Raw genomic sequence first — 16,956 nt, 5'->3', positions numbered from 1 at the left:
TTCCATCACATTTCAAACAAATTTATTGAACAAACGGATGCCTGGTGAGGTTAGCTAAAGACGACTTCAGACCCATATGACCCTCCTCCCTGACAGGCGCTCATTCTTTTTTGCGGATTGCGAATGAACAACAAGGACCACTGGCTTCTTCAGCGTTTACCCCAAGCCATTCTACAACTAGATCCAGACGGCTATATCACCTACGCCAATCCAGCGGCCACTACATTGACCCAATTCACCCTGTCCGAGTTAGTCAATCTACCGATTTCTCAACTCTACAATCCGACGGGTGACACCATTAAGGCGCATTACGAACTGGGTGTGACCCAAAAGAATGGCCTATTTCACACGGAGGGGTGGCGGACCCGGAAAGATCGAACCACCTGCTGGTGCGAAATCAGCTATACCGCGCTGTATGATGAAACCAATACCTTCCTGGGCTATGGCTGTACGCTGGTCGATCGATCAACCCAAAAACAACAGGAACAGACGTTGCGTCAACTCGAAGAGCGGTACCGATTGATGGTGGAAGGGGTGAAAGACTACGCCATCTTTATGCTCGATACCCGAGGCTATATTCTAACCTGGAATGAAGGCGCCCAGCGCATTAAAGGCTACGCCCCTACGGAGATCATTGGCAAACACTTCTCCTCCTTTTATACAGCCCAAGATCTGGCCGATGACAAACCGGCCCGGGAGCTGAGGATTGCCATCCAGACGGGCAAGTATGAAGAAGAAGGCTGGCGCATCAAAAAAAATGGATCCGTCTTTTGGGCCAATGTGGTCATTACGGCCCTGTTTAATGAACAAAACGGCCACATTGGGTTTTCCAAAGTGACCCGCGATTTGACCCAGCGCCGACAAATTCAGGAGGCCCTACGCCAGAGTGAAGAACAGTATCGCTCCCTGGTGGAACAGGTGACTGATTACGGCATCTTTATGATGGATGAAAAAGGGCGAGTGGTTAACTGGAATGAAGGGGCCAAGCGCATTAGTGGGTATACCCAGGCCGAAATCATTGGCAAATATTTCTCCATCTTTTACCCTCCCGAAGATATCCTCAATGGCAAACCAGCTCGCGAATTACGAGTGGCCCTGGAAACAGGTACCTATGAAGAAGAAGGTTGGCGGGTTCGTAAAGATGGCAGCCTTTTCTGGGCCAGCATTGTCATTACCGCCCTGTATAATCCGGCTGGCATCCACATTGGCTTTTCCAAGGTCACCCGGGATCTGACCGAACGCAAACAAGCCGAAGAGGCCATCCGGGAAAGTTATGATCGCTACCGTTCGCTGTCCATTGAATTGCAACGCTCCAACGAAGATCTTCAGCGGTTTGCTCATGTAGCCAGCCACGATCTGAAAGAGCCGGTTCGTAAAGTAAAGTTGTTTAGCCATCAGTTGGCGGAGGAATATGGCTCCAGTCTGCCCGGGAAAGGCCAATTATTTTTAGCCAAAATAGAGCAATCCGCCGACCGGATGTTTTCGATGATCCAGGGTATACTGAGTTACTCCTCGCTGAATGGTCTGTCCCAGCCCTTCGAGCGAATCGATTTGAATCGCTTACTGGATCAGATTGAAGAGGATTTAGAATTGATGATCCTCGATAAGCAGGCCCGCATTGATCGGCCGAAGCTGGCCTGGCTGGAAGGAGTTCCCATCCTGCTGTATCAACTGTTTTATAATCTGATCCATAATGCCCTTAAATTCGCCAAGGAGACAGAGCCCCCCTTGATTACGATTAGCTCGAGCCTGGAGGCCGATACGAATCTACTCACCATTCAGGTAAGCGATAACGGGATCGGCTTTGATTCGCACTATGCCGAGCGGGTATTCAAGCCGTTTACCCGGCTGCATGCCAAGGGTGTGTATGAAGGCACCGGCTTAGGGCTAGCCCTTTGCAAACGGGTAGTGGAACACCACGGGGGCACCATCACGGTCGATAGTGCATTTGATCGGGGTAGTACCTTTGTCATTGGGCTTCCCCAAGTACAGCCCTTGTCCCCGACTGGTAACGACTTATCGGCTATGAATGCCGGTAGTTAAGATTGACGACTAGTAGGACTAAACCAGCCTTTAATGAGATTCGTCTACTTACTTCAACACAATATACGTTGCTTGGCAGGCCTAAGCGTGTTGGGAGGACAGCCTGACATTTAGATAAAAATTAGTGAGTTGACGGTTGTTTATATACTGAGAAGTTGGCTTAGCCGTTTCTAGGCAAATAGCAAAATCTCATATGAAAACTAAACTATACGTTAGCCTCATCATCTTCGTCGCTAGCTCGCTACTTCAACAGGCTTTCGCTCAAAAACAAGCCTCGATACAAACCCCTACTCCCTTTCAGACTGGTAGCTGGCAACTGGGGGTTAAGGAGGGATATACGCAAGGAAATTTGCTTAAAAACCGAAATAGCCTTCAAGTTCATGGCAGCTACTTTTTGGTTAAGCAGCTGGCAGTTGGCCTAGCTGCCAGTTGGTCTAGAGAATGGGTGGGCGATTTTGGCTATACTGATCTTTCAGTAGGCCCTTATGCTCGTTATCAGTTTACCAAGACCCGCCTGTCTCCCTTCCTGGAAGCGTCCTATCAGTTTGGGAAACGAAGGGCTGATGAAGTTGCTGGGATGAGCTATGCCAGCTTAGCCATCCAGTCCACCCAACTCACTCCAGGAATTAGCATTGGTTTATTGAAGCCGCTCCGGCTTGACCTTAGTTATCGATTCGAGTGGGTGGATTTATCGACCAATATTCAGGCTTTTGGGCTACCTCAGGTAGGCCTTACCTATCTATTGAGGTAGTGGTAAGCGCGACCCTAATCCGGACTATTTAGTGCTTGTCATGCTTTGGTTTGTGTTCACGTTGCCGTATATACCGATCCCCATCCTGGATTATGCTATCATTCCTCTCATTTGAAAGCAGCTTCATGAACTCTCTCGTCTCAAGCCGGAGCGTTTCAAGAGATAGAGCAAAAGCTAGTAAGCTTACGCTCTCTATTTTAGCCCTCGTCTAACTAACTACGGGTTTCTTGGCGTATGAGCTGTTTTTAACCAGTAGTCATAGGTGGCCTTGAACATCCTATCTAACTCCGCCATACTACTGGGCTTACTCATAAAGGAATTGGCGCCTAAGCCATAAGCCCGTCGAACGATTGGTTCGGTGCGGTTCCCACTTAAAATTAGAATGGGAATCGTTTGCAGGGTTGCGTGAGCACGAATCGTTTCCAGCGTCTGATACCCATCCAAGCGGGGCATATCTAAATCCAGTAAGATTAAAGTGGGGAGGTTCTTTTCTGTGCTAGCCAATAGATTGGCAAGGAGTGCTTCACCATCCTCAAAAAAGGTGACCTCACAGTCTGAATAGGTTTCTAGCGCTTTTCGGATCAAGAAGCGATCATCTTCGTCATCTTCTACCGCATAGATACAGAACTTCGTATCGTCCATGGGGAGCTTAGCTAGTAGGCTATAAACATGAGCTAGCGACTATACTACATTTAAGTTGTCATTTATGTTTCGTATGCAAACATGAGGGGATAAGGCTATGTAGTCGGGGCTGTTGTATAATCTGCTAAATGGTCGCCAAAGTACGAAAACTCAGGTCAAATACTGCTACAGGAAACACCCCAATTATTGGTACACAACTCTCTCTTCGTCTCGTGAGGAGCGTTAATGTGAGACAGTGGTTTGTGGGAGAGTTCTACATACCAAGGGCAGAAACAGAAAAACCCAGACTGCTTTGGATTATCATGGCGTCCAACGCCTGAAAGAAGGGGCTTAGGATCAGTAGCCTCACGGCTACCAACATGGGGCAGTGGCTTCTTGCCAGATGCTATATTTAGGTAATCTGTTTACTAACCTTTTATCCTATGTTCATTAAAATAGACGTCCCTATTTGTTCCACTTGGGAAATGTCCCTACCTTCGATTGACCCGTTCCAGAGCAGGACCTTTCATCAATCGGGCTGCTAGCCCAACCGATGAGTTGGATTTATTTTGAGTTGTTCCTACCATTTCCTTTACTTGTCCCCTCCATGAACAACAAGTATCCCCTGTCGTATATCTTGGTCGATGATGATGAGGATGATCGCCTACTGATTAAGTTAGCCTTTCAGAACGCCCAAAAACAATTACCCATCTATGAGTTTACCAACGGGCAGCAACTACTGGACTTTCTGACCTATAACAGTGCTATCCGCGAGGATGATGATGTGCATTGGTTGGTGGTGATGGATATTAATATGCCCATTTTGGATGGGCTATCGGCGGTCCAACAGATTCGTCAACGCCCCAATTGGCAGAATATTCCCGTGCTAATTATGTCAACGGCCGATGACCCCCAAACCATCGAACGGGCTAAAGCGAGTGGAGCGACTGACTACATTGTAAAGCCGACGTCGATTAACCAGTATACGGCGATTTTCGATCAGTTCTTTGTGCCTTGGCTTACTGACCAGTAAGCGATTAGTTAATTTCTAGTCCGATAGTCCCCTCGTCTGGAGGCTGTAAACCTGCATCCGTACAAGGCTGGGCCGTTTTTATTCTTATCCAGTACCTAGCCAATCCCTTCAGCCCAAAGGCTTCGTTATCCCTATCCATGGATTGATACCGTCTTGACTAAGACGAACCCGATTGCTTTCCAGAAGCCCCTCCTGTCCAGCCTACCATTGTTTATTGGCTCAAATTACTTTCGTCTCCCTTGAGCCGCAGGGCAGCAGTGGCTCAGGGGAAGTCCCTTACCGCACCCAAACGGTTTGGGTGACCATTCCTACAATATTCACCCATCTGTTTGCGCCATACCCATCGATCTGTATACATTTATAGGCTAATTCTACCTAAGTAGAATTGGCTATGGCCTATAGTGCCTAGCCTTGAAAACGTATCCAATTGTCTTGCGAATGATGACTAACTCTACCCCATCCAAGCTCGATCCGTTTGCTCGATTGCTGGCCGATTACCGGGCCCGGATCTATGAATCCTACTTTTCTTTCTCGCAAAAGGACGACTCCCGTTGCCTATCAACTACGGAGGGACTTAACAATGAACGGTCGTCAACGCTTTTAGTGGTGGAGGACAATGCTGATCAATGGTTAATGACCCAACTGGCCTTGCAGCAACACTTTCCATCAGCCCAGCTAAAGTGGGTGTCAGAGCCAGAGGCCGTTATGGCTCATCTGGAGGCTTCCCCCACCGAGTTGCCCTGTATGATCCTGGTAGATTTATATTTACCGACTCTCGAGCAGGGTTTGCAGGTTTTACGAACCTTGAAAGCCCATCCCCGCTATCAATCTCTTCCGACGATTATGCTGAGCTGGTCCAATCAGCGGGGTGATATTTTAGCCGCTTATGCGTATTCAGCGGATGGCTTTCTAGTCAAGCCGACTCGATACGCCGATTGGCCACAAGCCCTCCGCTTATTAGACCCTTTTTGGAACCGCCGACATTGGGTTTAGGTTGAACCATGCTTCAGTCTACACGCAAAGCTTTTATCGTCTCACTGAGGAGGGTTTGAAGAGACGGCTAATCACAAGTAATTAGCCTGACATTTTGTGCTTTAGCTAACATATAACAGATTATACAACAGATTTGATGCTCTGTTCGATGAGAGAAGGTATTTACGTTCAGTTACTAGAAGAAGGTACTCAGGTTTATAGATTCGTTCCAGCTCTTTCAATCGGCGACCGAGTTTATCAACTTCAAGGTCATGACTTATACGATTCTGAGGATGAAGTATGGGAGTTCACACCAGGTACTTTAGTAAAGGCCGAGCCGAAAAACCTTACAGAGGGAACTGTCTTGGTAGCCGTTGAAAAGTTGCCAACTGAGGGTTAACTAACATAATGGCACTTATATAACAAAACAGTAGAAGGTAATTGCGACCGAAGCAGACTTTGAGGATCATTTAATAAACAGCTTAATTTATGAAAACACTACTTTTTACTTTGCTGTGTATTGCGCCAGTGTCGGTTATTGCTCAACAAAAAGCCTACGATATAGCTTTTAGTTATGGAGGGTACAACAGTCCAATCCTCTACCATAATCAGTTTTATGATACCAGAAATATCAAAGCCTATTTCTCGGCTGATTTTGATTATCACCTCACGAATCGGTGGACTATTTCTTCTGGCTTCATGAGTGGTAAATTTGGCTACTATGATGGTTTTTCTGTTAAGCTGGCCAATGGTACATATACGGATAAACCCAACTCGAAAGGTTTTGATTTACATGGGTATGCAATGGCTAAATACGCTGTAGTAGCAAAACCTCGACTTAGCTTACAAATGGGAGTTGGCGTAGGATTTTATAGTCAACGCTTAGAATATCCCTATGAAGGCAACACCTACGAGGCTGCATATGCTGCTGATTTCGAGGTTCCAATTAGTATTGAGGGATATTATTTCTTATCAGGGAAAATAGGACTTGGTCTTAAGGCTGGTTGTTTTGTCCAGCCTGAGATACGCGGGGTACATATTGGTCCTCAAATTCGCCTAAGATTGTAACCTACCGATGAGAACATTTTAAGACTTGCCTATTAGTCAGCTATTTACTATATTCCTAGTATATTTTCATAACACAAGGAGAGTCGCTGTTGCAATAGTCAGTATAACCTCGAACGGGCTGGTTGAACAGCCAATTTTTAGCTAGTTATTATGCCATAATTGGTCGGTAATATATGCTTATTTAACTGGTTCTATACTTTTGTAACAGCCACGAGAGTTATAATACAAACCTTAAAAAAATGCCAGTTATTACGATGTATGTCATGACTGGCATTTTTGATATTTTTCTCTTTTAGAAAACGATCGCTTTATCAATTATTTTCTTTGCTACCAAAACGTATCTTACAGTATGACCATTTGAGTCTTTGTCCTCGGTATCAATCGAAAGCTCACTGCCATTACCCGTTCCAATCTTGGTAGTACCATCTTTATAAAAACTATAGGTAAGACCTGAAACCTTTTGAAGAGTGATATCTAAACCTCCAATATTTCCGCCTATACTTTTTCCTTTCCGCTCCCCTTTGTATTCACTTTTTTGATTTTGGTTTAGTACGAGGTAAACATTGGGCTCTCCCCTTTGTCTATCAATACTAATACCAACACGATTTGATACTGTTATCGAATCTGACAGAAGATAGGGTAGATAACCGTCAAAAACTTTATTACCGTCTTGATACTGAGTCAGGCGAGTCACCTCGTAAGTACCCTCTAAAAGAGCGTTTTCAGGTTGTTTATCAGGATCGTTACATGCTGATAAACCTAAAACAGATAGAGTAAGGAGTGTTAGTCTTTTCATAACATTGGCTAGTAAGCGACAGCGAAAACTATATTAGTACATCATATGTGTAAATATAGATATAGAAGGTTGGAATGAATACTATATTTGAAAATTTCATCCATAAGTACAAAAACTAACCTTTGTTAAGGGATACACAATATTGTACTTTCTAAAGGCTCGTTTTATAACTGTTGTTATGTTAATAGATTATTTCCTAATGAAGTGGACCTATACGCGGATTGGGTTATTGAATAAGTACTATTTATCTGATTAAATGAGCATAGTATAAATTACTCGATAACATTAAAAAATGTGAGTGTATCTCCCTTAAGGCTGACTCTTTTAAAGCTAGTAATGACTCCTGTATCAATTGGAAAATATCGATCTCGTATTATCGTTTGTGCATTTTCGTAATCTTTAGTTACCCAAGTTTTTAACTTATTGCCTGCATACTTGGGATAAAAGGCAGAAGAGTTTATATCACTAAAAGTGTCATACTCGGTTGATAATCGAATTGTCTTAGCAATCGTCCGAGCATCGTTTTCAGATATTTTCAACTTGAATATATGAGAGTAATCACCGAATGCATTTGTAGTCTCATTTTGCACTATAGTGAAATCATCTTTGACTTCTATTTTCATATTCGATAATTCCTCAGTAGCATCTGACTCTGAAAAAAAAGCGTCAGCTAAAGAAAAGTATAGTACAGAAAGCATAAGAGCTAAAGCCAGCACAGATAATACAGACTTCTTCATTGTTATATAAGTGCGGTGACTGTTGCAAAAGTCCCGAACGGGTCAAATGGGTGCTAAACATAAGCTATTTACGACCCATTTAGTAGATAAAAATGCTGGTTCAAACCGTCGGTTTACAGTAATTCGACTTTTGCAACAGCCACTGCGCTTATGTTAACTCGTTAACAATCTACAATGTAGTAAATACCTCTCAACGTCTTTCAAGAAGGCTTCGCTATCAAAGCGTTTAGCCTTCCTGATTGCGAAGGTAGCTTTGAGGTTATTATAATAGCCTGTAGCAATGTATCGTAGACGTTCATTGTTATCCATTCCCCTATATGTATTGAAGTCTAGTCTATACTCAAATTCAAGACTAGGCTCTTTCCGTAACAGCCTTGGTTTCCTAATCGGGTTAAGAAACTCGTATTCCGCACTAACGCAGACAAAACTGCCATAAATAGTTTGTACAGACTCCCCATAGTTTTTTGCCTTGAAGTGCTCATTTAGCTTGTCTTCGAACCCAGTCAACAAGCCAATCGGCGCAGGTACACCTGTTGAAATTTCACATGTCAACAGCAGCTTCATCTGTTGTATAATCTGTTATATATTAGGCAAAGTACGAAGACTTAGGCTAATTACTGTTTTAGAAAACGCCCATTTCAAGCGATTGTCGCCAAACTGCTATTGATTGCGTCAATTTCAACTACGCACAATCTCAAATTGTCATCTCACTTATCAAAATCAAAATCTCACATTTTAGCTGAGTTTGAGAGACTGATTTTTCTCCCAAATGACGAATTATCCATCCAGCGGCCGCCGTGGTGCAACCTGGTCCGTTTCGGCAATATAATATCCTTCTTGCTGACTGATTGCCAAGTGACGGTTTTTGTACGTAATGGCAAGCGCACCCATAAACTCTTAGTGCGGTAAGAGTTTATGCTATTCATCAATAGTTGGCTGGTCTAAAATAGGAAACGAACGCTCGTGATCATAATGACCTAAAACCTTAACAATACTTAACAATTGGCCATAGCCAAACGTAGATTTGAACAGGTTTACTTCCGCGCATTGTGTTGATTAAAACCGCTTTAGCTGTGAATATAACTAATGTTCGCATTTTCGGATAAAAAGCTGAAAACGTAACGAAAACTAACGTTTTTGAGAGTATTGAAAGGCCCTCAAATGTTATCCTCGGAACAAGGTTTGTACACAGTTGAAAAACAAAATCGATTTAAAGCCTACACTTTCGATTTTTGGGCCTAGCGCCTAATGGATTTGCACTCCCCTGCTTTTTTAAAGGTTGCTCAATAACAAGCCTGATTTGCGGCTAGAATGGCTTGTTTTATTTTCTGGGCATGAAGATCCTGCTGCTGATAGATTTTCTTTAAAATGCCATCTGAATTTAGACACTTTTCCCAAAATCGGTTGAAGCGTTGCATCGGCCGGGTAGGCTTACCTAAGTAGGTGTATTTACTGCGAGGTTTGTTATACCAGGCTTCAGCGAACCTGCGGTAAACATGAATGTTGAGGATATGCTGGCTTTGGGCTTTAAATGTTCGACTTTCCATCTGGCAATCGTAGTACTTACCAGGCATCTCCTGCCGACATACAAACCTGGCTCCATTGAAAAACAGCGTTCGACAACGCCGGCCGCTTTTAGGGCATATGAAATACCACTGCCCTCCGCCTTTGCCCAGATTGCTCTCAAGGCGAATCATATCGACTACTAATTGAATCGGCTCGCCGTGGATGGCGCCAGCCAAAAGCATGGCCCCCTGAGCCGGATCCTTCTTAGCAACAGGAAACCATAAATCAACGTATCCTATGCGTTCGTTAAACCCATTGCGAAAGCCCAGCTGATTATAGATTGGCTTAGGGCCCATGAAACCATGTTTCTTCAGGTAGGCCAAATCGATTTTTTGGTAGTTCTCAACAGTCCAGACCATACTACAAGGTTTCCAACCTCAACGCGTCTAAATCCTTAAGGAAAACTAGCAAAATGTTATGCTTTTACCTAGTTCTACCCCTACTTTTTGGTTGATTTCTGACGGTTTTAGCCTGAAAAATGAGCGTAAAATGAAGTTGTTGAACCGTTTTTTATGTATGCAGTAAGGGATAGTCTCGATCCGTTTAGCGGAACCGGTATTTCCGGTTCCGGTCAAAAAAGCCGTTTTGAGCCACTCGGTCGGCGTTACATATTGTCATTACCCAGATTCCTCATTTATGTATAAAATGCACGGTTTCCAGACTTTTCATAAGACTAAAAAGTGGAAATAATTTGACGAAAAGATTGCTATAGCTCTTAAGTCAGTGTTCACTTTGCAATAAACCGATGCCCCTTGTCCCATGCCTCTTTAGCTTGGACTGGATTATTCTTTACAAATGTCCAGGAATCCAGTAACCATAATAGTTTATCCGTAATCACGGTCAACGCTACAATTGCCTCTAGCCTTTCTTCATCGGTTATAAACTGATCGCTTTCCGATACACAACCCTCAATTATACCCCCTTCTTTATCCGAGAAAGTAAATGAATTGTAAAAATGTTTTTCACTCAAATGGATATAGCCCGACGTAGATTTATAAAGTGGTTCGATTCTTGGCTCAATTTGTTTGAATAATTGGACCAAATAGGCATCAGTCAATTTTTGTTTAGGGTTATCCTTATCACGCATATCTTTTATAGCTGTGCCCCCCATAACCTCTAAAGCAAAATCATGCACATCAACGCTGACCCTTTGAGCAGCATAAAATCTAAGTAAATTATCTACCTGCAAGCGTACCAAGGGAGCTGCACAGATAAAGTTTGACGGGATCATTTTTAAAAACCCATCAATCAATGACATAGATCTCTTGTAAACGGCAGCAGCAAATAAATCAAAGGGATACAATGACCGATTATAGGCATTCATCATTTTATAAGCCCGGTCGATATGGAGTTTCTTTAACTGTTCCAGACCATCCATCTTTTGTTGCATAACTTCAGCTACTGACACCTCATGTATGCTACGAACTAAAAAAATAGCTTCTTGAGCTTCTACATAATACTGAGTTGCCAGTTCAAACCAAAGATTTCGGTTTGGTATCTGAATGTGCGAAACGGTATATATGGACTCCAGATCATCGGGCCGCTGTTGGTAGGCAACTAAGCTTTTTTGTGCCTGCTGCTTTATTCCCTCGATTATCGATTCACGCAACTGTCCGTCCATCGGCTCAAGAGTTGATTTTACACCCTCAGCCCATTCTAGTCTCATTTCAAATTCCATAATGCCTGTTTATTAAAACTGATTTTTAGTTTGGTATAAACAAAGGTTAGAGCTGACTGCGCAAGCTTTTTGCGTAGTTGCGATTATTTTAAAGAAATACTTGCTGGAATGTTTTTTTATATGACTGGAGCAGTTGAACCTCGGGCTCTTGGCCTATTCCATTATCAAAAGCTTACCTCAACAGGGTAGCCTAAGCGAACCTGTTGAGGTAAACTAATTTAAGCAGATTAATGGATTTAATCTGTTTCATGCTACAGTACTCCAAAAGCTATAATGTATTCATGAACCGCTAATGGTGTCAAGGTGTCAAACACTCTATAAGGTGTTTGACACCTTGACACCATTAGCGGTTCATGAATACATTATAGAATATAGCTCAAACAGCAATAATATACGACCATAAAATGGGGCATGAAATTTATATCGAAAGTTTGCAATACGTAGTCTATTCATAGCCCTCAACATTACTATTGGTGATCAAGTCGAATGCGGCATACGAAAACACTTTCTTCAATATCCCATTGATATTATGATAGCAATGACCTCGATACCTAACAATGCCTAGCCGGTCGTGTTGGCTTTTAAGGTACTCACGCATATAGTAGTACTGGGTTTCGACATCTTCACTCCAGATGATATGCGGGGAGGTAATATTGATTTCACCCTTACTACCGTCGACGTACCATAACTCAATATGCATTACCTGCATATACCCCGTTCGGCCGAAGGAATCCCAGTCGAGGGTTTGCTGTTTCCGCTTTTCGCGTTTTGACAGCCTGGTTGCGGTTAAGGTCTTATTCATTGGTCCCAGTCGCAGCTAACGGTGATTACTTTCCAGATATGAACCACATCGAACATAGATATATGCCAGTCTGGTTTTAGCCTCCCTAGTTTTGGGTCGTGACGTTCCAGAAAGAGGGTATTTCCAATGATCGAATCAAACCAGCCTACTTTGGCCTGCCTAGGAGTTCGGTAGTTTTTGCGAAACGTGATAACAATCAATTCGTGAGGCTTCAGATTGGCAATGAACTTGATTGGCTTGCAAATCAATTCATCGTTTTTTCGGAAATAGGGCCTCATCGAATCATCGTTCACATTGCACATAATACAATCAAAGGCTTTACGAGTTGGTACATCATCAGGTAGGGGGTAGCGCGGATATTCATACAGATGAGCAAAGTGATTCATCAATGCCTGCCCTCGTACTAATTGGTAGAGGGCTGAGTCGTAATCCTCGTTTGAATGCCTTTCGATCAACTTGCTTAAATAGATCTCATATTCTCGCAATCCCTTAAGGGCCTCCAGTTTTTCTGAGGTGCCCAAGTGATTCCTCCTATTTACGTAGTGTAAGGCATTGGAAGCCCAGTTGCGAAAGGAGATCAGGGTATCAGTGAAAAGGTGCTCGTTAGTCACGGCTCACCTCCTTTTTTCGTTCGAGTAAGATGGCATTACCAGCCTCCCGAAGATCGGCGGCCAGTGAAGTGGCTATATCATCGATCAGGAAGGAAAGACTTTCGACTTCATTTAACTCCCGAACGAAATCATCTTTCAGGCACTCCTTTAGCCTTGCCTCGTTGTAACTGTCAGAATTGGCCATTCCGGCTATCCAGGCCGTTAAACGCTTTATTCTACTGGTTCTGGCTTCTATTAAGGCACTTAAAATGTGTTCAGCGGCCGAAAGCGATAAATGTTTACCTCGATGCTCTTCCTCGGCTACGGTGGCAACCTGTAATTTCAATTGCCATACATTGGCATTAGTCAGGTTTTCACCGGCTGAGGTGGTTATATTATTGACCATATAATACCCCCTCCTGATGGGCCTCTTCTAGCCGGTAGTCAGCCTGATCAGCGTACTGTTTCAGTTTGGATAGAAAAGAAGCCAGCTCCAGGGCTATCCATAGTTTGGCTTCATCACGCGTGCTGGCCAGTGTGGTATGTGGCGTAGAAAGCCACTCGAACAGGAGCTCATTGATAGCCTCAATGGGCGTTACTCCTTTACCTCGACGTAGGAAGTCGTCGACTAGCTCCAGCAATCGAGTTTGAGCCTCATAGACTGATTTATTTACCTGAACCTGCTCAGGTCCTACAGTAGTTAGTTTAGGAGCTTCTGAATCGATTGGATTCAGCGAAGGATGCTCATCGGCGTTAATGGGGCTAAACTCGGGTCGTATCGGCAAGGGCGTTGAGCCGTTTTGCTGAAGAGCTGATTGGCCTTGCCGACTATCAGGAATTGTGGGTGACTGAGGGCCAATTTTGGCCGCTGATGGATTTTGGGGCTGATTGGTTGCAGTAGGGGTTGTATTTCCCCCACCCACGACATAATTTTGTCCGGTCATCTGAATTGCAAGATTTGGTTGATCAAATGGCCCGTATCGATCTGCCGCCAAGCTATCTCGATACGGGTTTATTGTTTTAATTCAATTAGATATCTACCGTTTTGGTCTGGCAGCTATGTAAACAAGCAATATGTGACCGCTTTCGTCTCTAATTGTCAAACGAAGTTAATGATAAATCACTACAAAAATACAATATTGTAGTGAAATGTAGTTAAAGATACTATTTTTGATCTTGCATTCTAGTCTTTCTCTTTTGGGCTTCCAAGTCGATTGCAGCTTCTTGATTTTCATATAAATACTCAACGGCTCTATGTAGGACTTTGACTGCACTTTCATCAAAAGTTTTCATTAGGACAGATATTTTTTGATCCACTTCTGAATCGAAGCGGATAGAACGAGGCAACTTGGATGTCGACATACTACATTTTGAGCTTTTAGTATAAAACTACAATACATTTTAATACAGAGCAACTTATGAGTGTTTATCTACTACACGCAGCTGGGAGATATAAAATAGGCATATCCACTAATATTGATAAGCGCATTGCGGCAATACAGAATGGTTGCCCTTACCCGGTTACTTTAATTGCAAAGAGCCGGCCTGAATCACTTGTATTAGAATCTGCCAGAAGTATTGAGAGTAAAATTCATTCGGATTTGGCTGAGTTCAGGGTAGTGGGTGAGTGGTTCTCACTCAGTCACAGTTCAGTAGTTGAGCTGATCAGTAAGTATAATTTGAATCAGGTGGAAGGAATTCCTTCATCAGCATCTTCACCGTTTACCCAACTAAAAAGTCGAAGAAACTCGCTAAAGAACACCATTAAAAACAAAGGAAATAAAAACTGTTCAGGATTGGCATGCTCGCTCCTTAGCACTATTACAAAAATGTGAGTCATTGTATAAATTGAACCAACAAACAGGGTTTAAGGACAACGATAGCCTACAAAGTTTATATATAGCTTTAGAGGAGGCTAGGTTTTTGCCTACATGCTTTTGGTGGCAGAGAAGAAAGCTCTGGTCATTGACCTTATCTTTTTACTATCCGCTCATTCTTGGTTAAGCGCTCTTCCCAGCAAGACAAAGCAATCTGTGTATTGCTTTTCTTTAGGCTCTAAAAGCCAGGTAGAGGCACATTCAGCTCGAGCATTTTCTATTTTTACTTTGAAGGACATCTAACATTCCTGTTATTTACTTAAGCTATGAAAGATTTTGATTCGGACTTTCTGCCAAAGAAGCCATCTAAAAAGCATCACTACCTACCCATCTTCTATTTAAATGGATTCACCGATGAGAAGGGGTTGTTTTACGTTTATGATAAACTGGAAAAAAAGTTTCACGTAAGGCAACGTCCTGATAATTGGTTTTGTGTTAATCATCTGAATAGCTACCGGCCAGATGGTAAGTTTCTGTTTACCCTCGAAGAGCCATACCATACTGAAATGGATTCTCAATCAGCTCCCTTTTTGAGGAAAATTAAAGACGGTGATGGTACCCAACAGATTGATATGCAAGATAAGATTCAGATTATCCTATTCTTCAGCATGCTCTTTTGGTGGTCACCTTATTCAGATGAGTTATTCAGAAAATTGGTCGAAACTGAAGGTTTATCGAGTCGGCACTTTAACTATATAACGGACGATTCAGGTAATCCCCTACCTGATTCAGTCATAACCAAAATTCAACATGAGATTCTGAGTAATGTCGACAATCTTCGTTATTTCAAACAGACTGTACCCCTTTCTCCGTCAGCCCTCCAGGAAGGCATTGAATTACTTGAAAAGTGGAATCTGTTTTACTTACCGAACAGCTTCGAGGACACACTCATCGGTGACAGCCCATTCATAACCAATAATCCTGAGTTGCGTTTGGACCGAATATTCAACGAACTAATTGTACCCATTAGTAAGAACCGCATACTCATTCTAGCTGATAAAGTACCTGAATTTTACGATGGACATCTACATACGCTTATTAATACAAGCATTTTACATCAGTCAAACCGTTACGTAGCTTGCGCAAATGAAGCCTTTCTGCGTCATATGGTAGAAGGATATGAGGGACTGAAACCGGAATTTCTAAACGTAGACTTAAACAAGGTCACGTATGATATCATGCATAGACTTAATCAATGATAAGCCTTCACTATAGCATTGTATTTTACAACGACAATCAATCAAGTACTAGGATGACGGTGTATTTTATTTTTTATAAGATTTAATAAGATGGAATCTCATATATTATTGGGCTTTCATGATGTTTTTCCTGAAGAGGAAATGAAAGACTATCAATACTATGCCCGAGGGCTCGATAGAGATAGACTAATAGAATTAGCCGCTGTTTTAGTAAGTTTTTCGTCTGTAGAGTCTTCTTGGCATGACTGGGATAATTTGATACTTGATAGATGGTTTTCTGACACTGAGGTAGAAATAAAAGAATATATACACAAAAAAATTTTAGAATGTAATTATAATTTAATAAGTAAATTTCCAGATCATAACCTTAAATTAAGGTTAATTAATCAGCTTAATACCTTAAAATTCTTAGAAATACTCTATTCAATGGATGCAACCATTAAACACCCATTGAATACTAACAGCTTGAATTTAGAATTATTTAAGCTGTTACTGGTATGTAATACCAAAATCACGGAAAGTGTTTTAATAAAGAGCCTAGATGACACTTCGGATATATCAACCATTAAAGAAATTATAGAGAGTGATCAAGAGCTATTTTTGAAAGAAATAAAGGTAGATAGTCCAGAGAATATTGAGGATCAGTTAATGAAATACTACATTATTCATGGAATCACTCAATATGAAATAATGAGTTTTGACCGAATAAAGGCAATGTTTGTTTCCTCAACTCAGATAGTTAAAGCCCTGTACTTAAATGATTTCATGCAAAAAGATAAACCTGAACTAATCAATGACTTACTATTAAGGTATGAATGTAGTTCGTTTCAGGAATATATGTCTTTATTTTTACCCGTACTATTTTCAATCCTTGATAGTAAGAGGACTCACGAGTTAAGTCAGAATCCCAAACCTATTGTATTAAAACCACATGAACTTAATAGTAAAGTATTGAAATTCATAAACATGAATATTATTAATAATAATATTTCAATTGAAGATAATGATTTTAGACATTTAAGATCTTCGCCTATATTAAAGAAGAAAAACAATGAATACATAATAATCTCTGAGCTTTTTTATATTCAAAAAATATTGTCCTTACCCCGTTTTATGAGCCAGTTTTAACTGGAGTTTAAGCCGCCTGTCGGTATTCAACCGGCGTCATGAACTTCAAGGCTTGATGAGGTCGCTCCGTGTTGTATTCCACCAACCACTCATCC

General features: G+C 42.1%; 19 protein-coding genes. 8 read left to right on the top strand and 11 right to left on the bottom strand.

Annotated elements, in window-relative coordinates:
* The first annotated feature begins 123 nt into the window (after window positions 1–123).
* The gene (locus ACYVFD_RS16590; RefSeq protein WP_461091370.1) at window positions 124–2,043 is read left to right on the top strand and encodes a sensor histidine kinase; all 1,920 of its coding nucleotides are present in this window, start codon (window positions 124–126) and stop codon (window positions 2,041–2,043) included.
* 193 nt (window positions 2,044–2,236) lie between these two features.
* Window positions 2,237–2,794, top strand: coding sequence for a hypothetical protein (locus ACYVFD_RS16585; RefSeq protein WP_461091369.1), 558 nt, complete (start codon window positions 2,237–2,239; stop codon window positions 2,792–2,794).
* 216 nt (window positions 2,795–3,010) lie between these two features.
* Here the strand turns inward: ACYVFD_RS16585 and ACYVFD_RS16580 are convergent, their stop codons facing one another.
* Window positions 3,011–3,436, bottom strand: a complete 426-nt coding sequence (locus ACYVFD_RS16580; RefSeq protein WP_461091368.1) for a response regulator — start codon at window positions 3,434–3,436, stop codon at window positions 3,011–3,013.
* Between the two features lie 586 nt (window positions 3,437–4,022).
* Here ACYVFD_RS16580 and ACYVFD_RS16575 point away from each other — a divergent pair.
* The 3 genes from ACYVFD_RS16575 (at window position 4,023) to ACYVFD_RS16565 (ending at window position 6,488) form a co-directional block, all read left to right on the top strand.
* A complete protein-coding gene (locus ACYVFD_RS16575; RefSeq protein ID WP_461091367.1) occupies window positions 4,023–4,448 on the top strand; it encodes a response regulator in 426 nt (141 codons plus the stop codon).
* A 438-nt stretch (window positions 4,449–4,886) separates the two neighbouring features.
* A complete protein-coding gene (locus tag ACYVFD_RS16570) occupies window positions 4,887–5,441 on the top strand; it encodes a response regulator (protein ID WP_461091366.1) in 555 nt (184 codons plus the stop codon).
* 468 nt (window positions 5,442–5,909) lie between these two features.
* Window positions 5,910–6,488, top strand: coding sequence for a hypothetical protein (locus ACYVFD_RS16565; protein ID WP_461091365.1), 579 nt, complete (start codon window positions 5,910–5,912; stop codon window positions 6,486–6,488).
* Between the two features lie 292 nt (window positions 6,489–6,780).
* On the opposite strand, the gene ACYVFD_RS16560 is transcribed toward ACYVFD_RS16565, so the two are convergent.
* The 9 genes from ACYVFD_RS16560 to ACYVFD_RS16520 all read right to left on the bottom strand — a co-directional run bounded on the left by ACYVFD_RS16560 (window position 6,781) and on the right by ACYVFD_RS16520 (window position 13,950).
* Window positions 6,781–7,284, bottom strand: a complete 504-nt coding sequence (locus tag ACYVFD_RS16560; RefSeq protein WP_461091364.1) for a hypothetical protein — start codon at window positions 7,282–7,284, stop codon at window positions 6,781–6,783.
* Between the two features lie 272 nt (window positions 7,285–7,556).
* On the bottom strand, window positions 7,557–8,021 hold the full coding sequence (locus tag ACYVFD_RS16555) for a hypothetical protein (protein ID WP_461091363.1): 465 nt from the start codon (window positions 8,019–8,021) through the stop codon (window positions 7,557–7,559).
* Window positions 8,022–9,304: 1,283 nt separating this feature from the next.
* Window positions 9,305–9,946 (bottom strand): hypothetical protein, encoded by a 642-nt coding sequence (locus ACYVFD_RS16550; RefSeq protein WP_461091362.1) that lies wholly within the window; start codon window positions 9,944–9,946, stop codon window positions 9,305–9,307.
* Window positions 9,947–10,314: 368 nt separating this feature from the next.
* Window positions 10,315–11,265, bottom strand: coding sequence for a hypothetical protein (locus tag ACYVFD_RS16545; RefSeq protein ID WP_461091361.1), 951 nt, complete (start codon window positions 11,263–11,265; stop codon window positions 10,315–10,317).
* A gap of 445 nt (window positions 11,266–11,710) precedes the next feature.
* Window positions 11,711–12,067 (bottom strand): hypothetical protein, encoded by a 357-nt coding sequence (locus ACYVFD_RS16540; RefSeq protein WP_461091360.1) that lies wholly within the window; start codon window positions 12,065–12,067, stop codon window positions 11,711–11,713.
* On the bottom strand, window positions 12,064–12,453 hold the full coding sequence (locus tag ACYVFD_RS16535; protein ID WP_461091359.1) for a hypothetical protein: 390 nt from the start codon (window positions 12,451–12,453) through the stop codon (window positions 12,064–12,066). Before ACYVFD_RS16535 ends, ACYVFD_RS16540 begins: the two co-directional genes overlap by 4 nt.
* 217 nt (window positions 12,454–12,670) lie before the next feature.
* The gene (locus ACYVFD_RS16530) at window positions 12,671–13,063 is read right to left on the bottom strand and encodes a hypothetical protein (RefSeq protein ID WP_461091358.1); all 393 of its coding nucleotides are present in this window, start codon (window positions 13,061–13,063) and stop codon (window positions 12,671–12,673) included.
* Window positions 13,053–13,601: a hypothetical protein gene (locus ACYVFD_RS16525; RefSeq protein ID WP_461091357.1), complete on the bottom strand. Its 549-nt coding sequence runs from the start codon at window positions 13,599–13,601 to the stop codon at window positions 13,053–13,055. The genes ACYVFD_RS16530 and ACYVFD_RS16525 overlap by 11 nt, the downstream gene beginning before the upstream one ends.
* Before the next feature lie 220 nt (window positions 13,602–13,821).
* Window positions 13,822–13,950 carry a hypothetical protein gene (locus ACYVFD_RS16520; RefSeq protein ID WP_461091356.1) on the bottom strand — a complete coding sequence of 43 codons (129 nt, stop codon included), beginning with the start codon at window positions 13,948–13,950 and terminating at the stop codon, window positions 13,822–13,824.
* A 125-nt stretch (window positions 13,951–14,075) separates the two neighbouring features.
* Here ACYVFD_RS16520 and ACYVFD_RS16515 point away from each other — a divergent pair, with 125 nt between their 5' ends.
* From ACYVFD_RS16515 to ACYVFD_RS16505, 3 genes are all read left to right on the top strand, one after another.
* Entirely contained in the window at window positions 14,076–14,492 is a 417-nt protein-coding gene (locus ACYVFD_RS16515; RefSeq protein ID WP_461091355.1) for a GIY-YIG nuclease family protein, read from the top strand.
* A 308-nt stretch (window positions 14,493–14,800) separates the two neighbouring features.
* Window positions 14,801–15,733: a DUF4238 domain-containing protein gene (locus ACYVFD_RS16510; RefSeq protein ID WP_461091354.1), complete on the top strand. Its 933-nt coding sequence runs from the start codon at window positions 14,801–14,803 to the stop codon at window positions 15,731–15,733.
* A 90-nt stretch (window positions 15,734–15,823) separates the two neighbouring features.
* Window positions 15,824–16,861 carry a hypothetical protein gene (locus ACYVFD_RS16505; RefSeq protein ID WP_461091352.1) on the top strand — a complete coding sequence of 346 codons (1,038 nt, stop codon included), beginning with the start codon at window positions 15,824–15,826 and terminating at the stop codon, window positions 16,859–16,861.
* A 7-nt stretch (window positions 16,862–16,868) separates the two neighbouring features.
* On the opposite strand, the gene ACYVFD_RS16500 is transcribed toward ACYVFD_RS16505, so the two are convergent.
* Window positions 16,869–16,956 (bottom strand): integrase core domain-containing protein (locus ACYVFD_RS16500; protein WP_461091945.1); only part of this gene is annotated, 88 nt, incomplete at its 5' end.

Source organism: Spirosoma gilvum, from assembly GCF_054776815.1.
Note: the sequence above shows the minus strand (reverse complement) of the source record. Positions and strands in the feature narration are given on the sequence as shown.

What these genes read in the sequence shown, in the direction of transcription:
- ACYVFD_RS16590 (WP_461091370.1), top strand. Translation starts at nt 124, where the DNA reads ATGAACAACAAGGACCACTGGCTTCTTCAGCGTTTACCCCAAGCCATT.
- ACYVFD_RS16585 (WP_461091369.1), top strand. Translation starts at nt 2,237, where the DNA reads ATGAAAACTAAACTATACGTTAGCCTCATCATCTTCGTCGCTAGCTCG.
- ACYVFD_RS16580 (WP_461091368.1), bottom strand. Translation starts at nt 3,436, where the DNA reads ATGGACGATACGAAGTTCTGTATCTATGCGGTAGAAGATGACGAAGAT.
- ACYVFD_RS16575 (WP_461091367.1), top strand. Translation starts at nt 4,023, where the DNA reads ATGAACAACAAGTATCCCCTGTCGTATATCTTGGTCGATGATGATGAG.
- ACYVFD_RS16570 (WP_461091366.1), top strand. Translation starts at nt 4,887, where the DNA reads ATGATGACTAACTCTACCCCATCCAAGCTCGATCCGTTTGCTCGATTG.
- ACYVFD_RS16565 (WP_461091365.1), top strand. Translation starts at nt 5,910, where the DNA reads ATGAAAACACTACTTTTTACTTTGCTGTGTATTGCGCCAGTGTCGGTT.
- ACYVFD_RS16560 (WP_461091364.1), bottom strand. Translation starts at nt 7,284, where the DNA reads ATGAAAAGACTAACACTCCTTACTCTATCTGTTTTAGGTTTATCAGCA.
- ACYVFD_RS16555 (WP_461091363.1), bottom strand. Translation starts at nt 8,021, where the DNA reads ATGAAGAAGTCTGTATTATCTGTGCTGGCTTTAGCTCTTATGCTTTCT.
- ACYVFD_RS16550 (WP_461091362.1), bottom strand. Translation starts at nt 9,946, where the DNA reads ATGGTCTGGACTGTTGAGAACTACCAAAAAATCGATTTGGCCTACCTG.
- ACYVFD_RS16545 (WP_461091361.1), bottom strand. Translation starts at nt 11,265, where the DNA reads ATGGAATTTGAAATGAGACTAGAATGGGCTGAGGGTGTAAAATCAACT.
- ACYVFD_RS16540 (WP_461091360.1), bottom strand. Translation starts at nt 12,067, where the DNA reads ATGAATAAGACCTTAACCGCAACCAGGCTGTCAAAACGCGAAAAGCGG.
- ACYVFD_RS16535 (WP_461091359.1), bottom strand. Translation starts at nt 12,453, where the DNA reads ATGAATCACTTTGCTCATCTGTATGAATATCCGCGCTACCCCCTACCT.
- ACYVFD_RS16530 (WP_461091358.1), bottom strand. Translation starts at nt 13,063, where the DNA reads ATGGTCAATAATATAACCACCTCAGCCGGTGAAAACCTGACTAATGCC.
- ACYVFD_RS16525 (WP_461091357.1), bottom strand. Translation starts at nt 13,601, where the DNA reads ATGACCGGACAAAATTATGTCGTGGGTGGGGGAAATACAACCCCTACT.
- ACYVFD_RS16520 (WP_461091356.1), bottom strand. Translation starts at nt 13,950, where the DNA reads ATGAAAACTTTTGATGAAAGTGCAGTCAAAGTCCTACATAGAGCCGTT.
- ACYVFD_RS16515 (WP_461091355.1), top strand. Translation starts at nt 14,076, where the DNA reads ATGAGTGTTTATCTACTACACGCAGCTGGGAGATATAAAATAGGCATA.
- ACYVFD_RS16510 (WP_461091354.1), top strand. Translation starts at nt 14,801, where the DNA reads ATGAAAGATTTTGATTCGGACTTTCTGCCAAAGAAGCCATCTAAAAAG.
- ACYVFD_RS16505 (WP_461091352.1), top strand. Translation starts at nt 15,824, where the DNA reads ATGGAATCTCATATATTATTGGGCTTTCATGATGTTTTTCCTGAAGAG.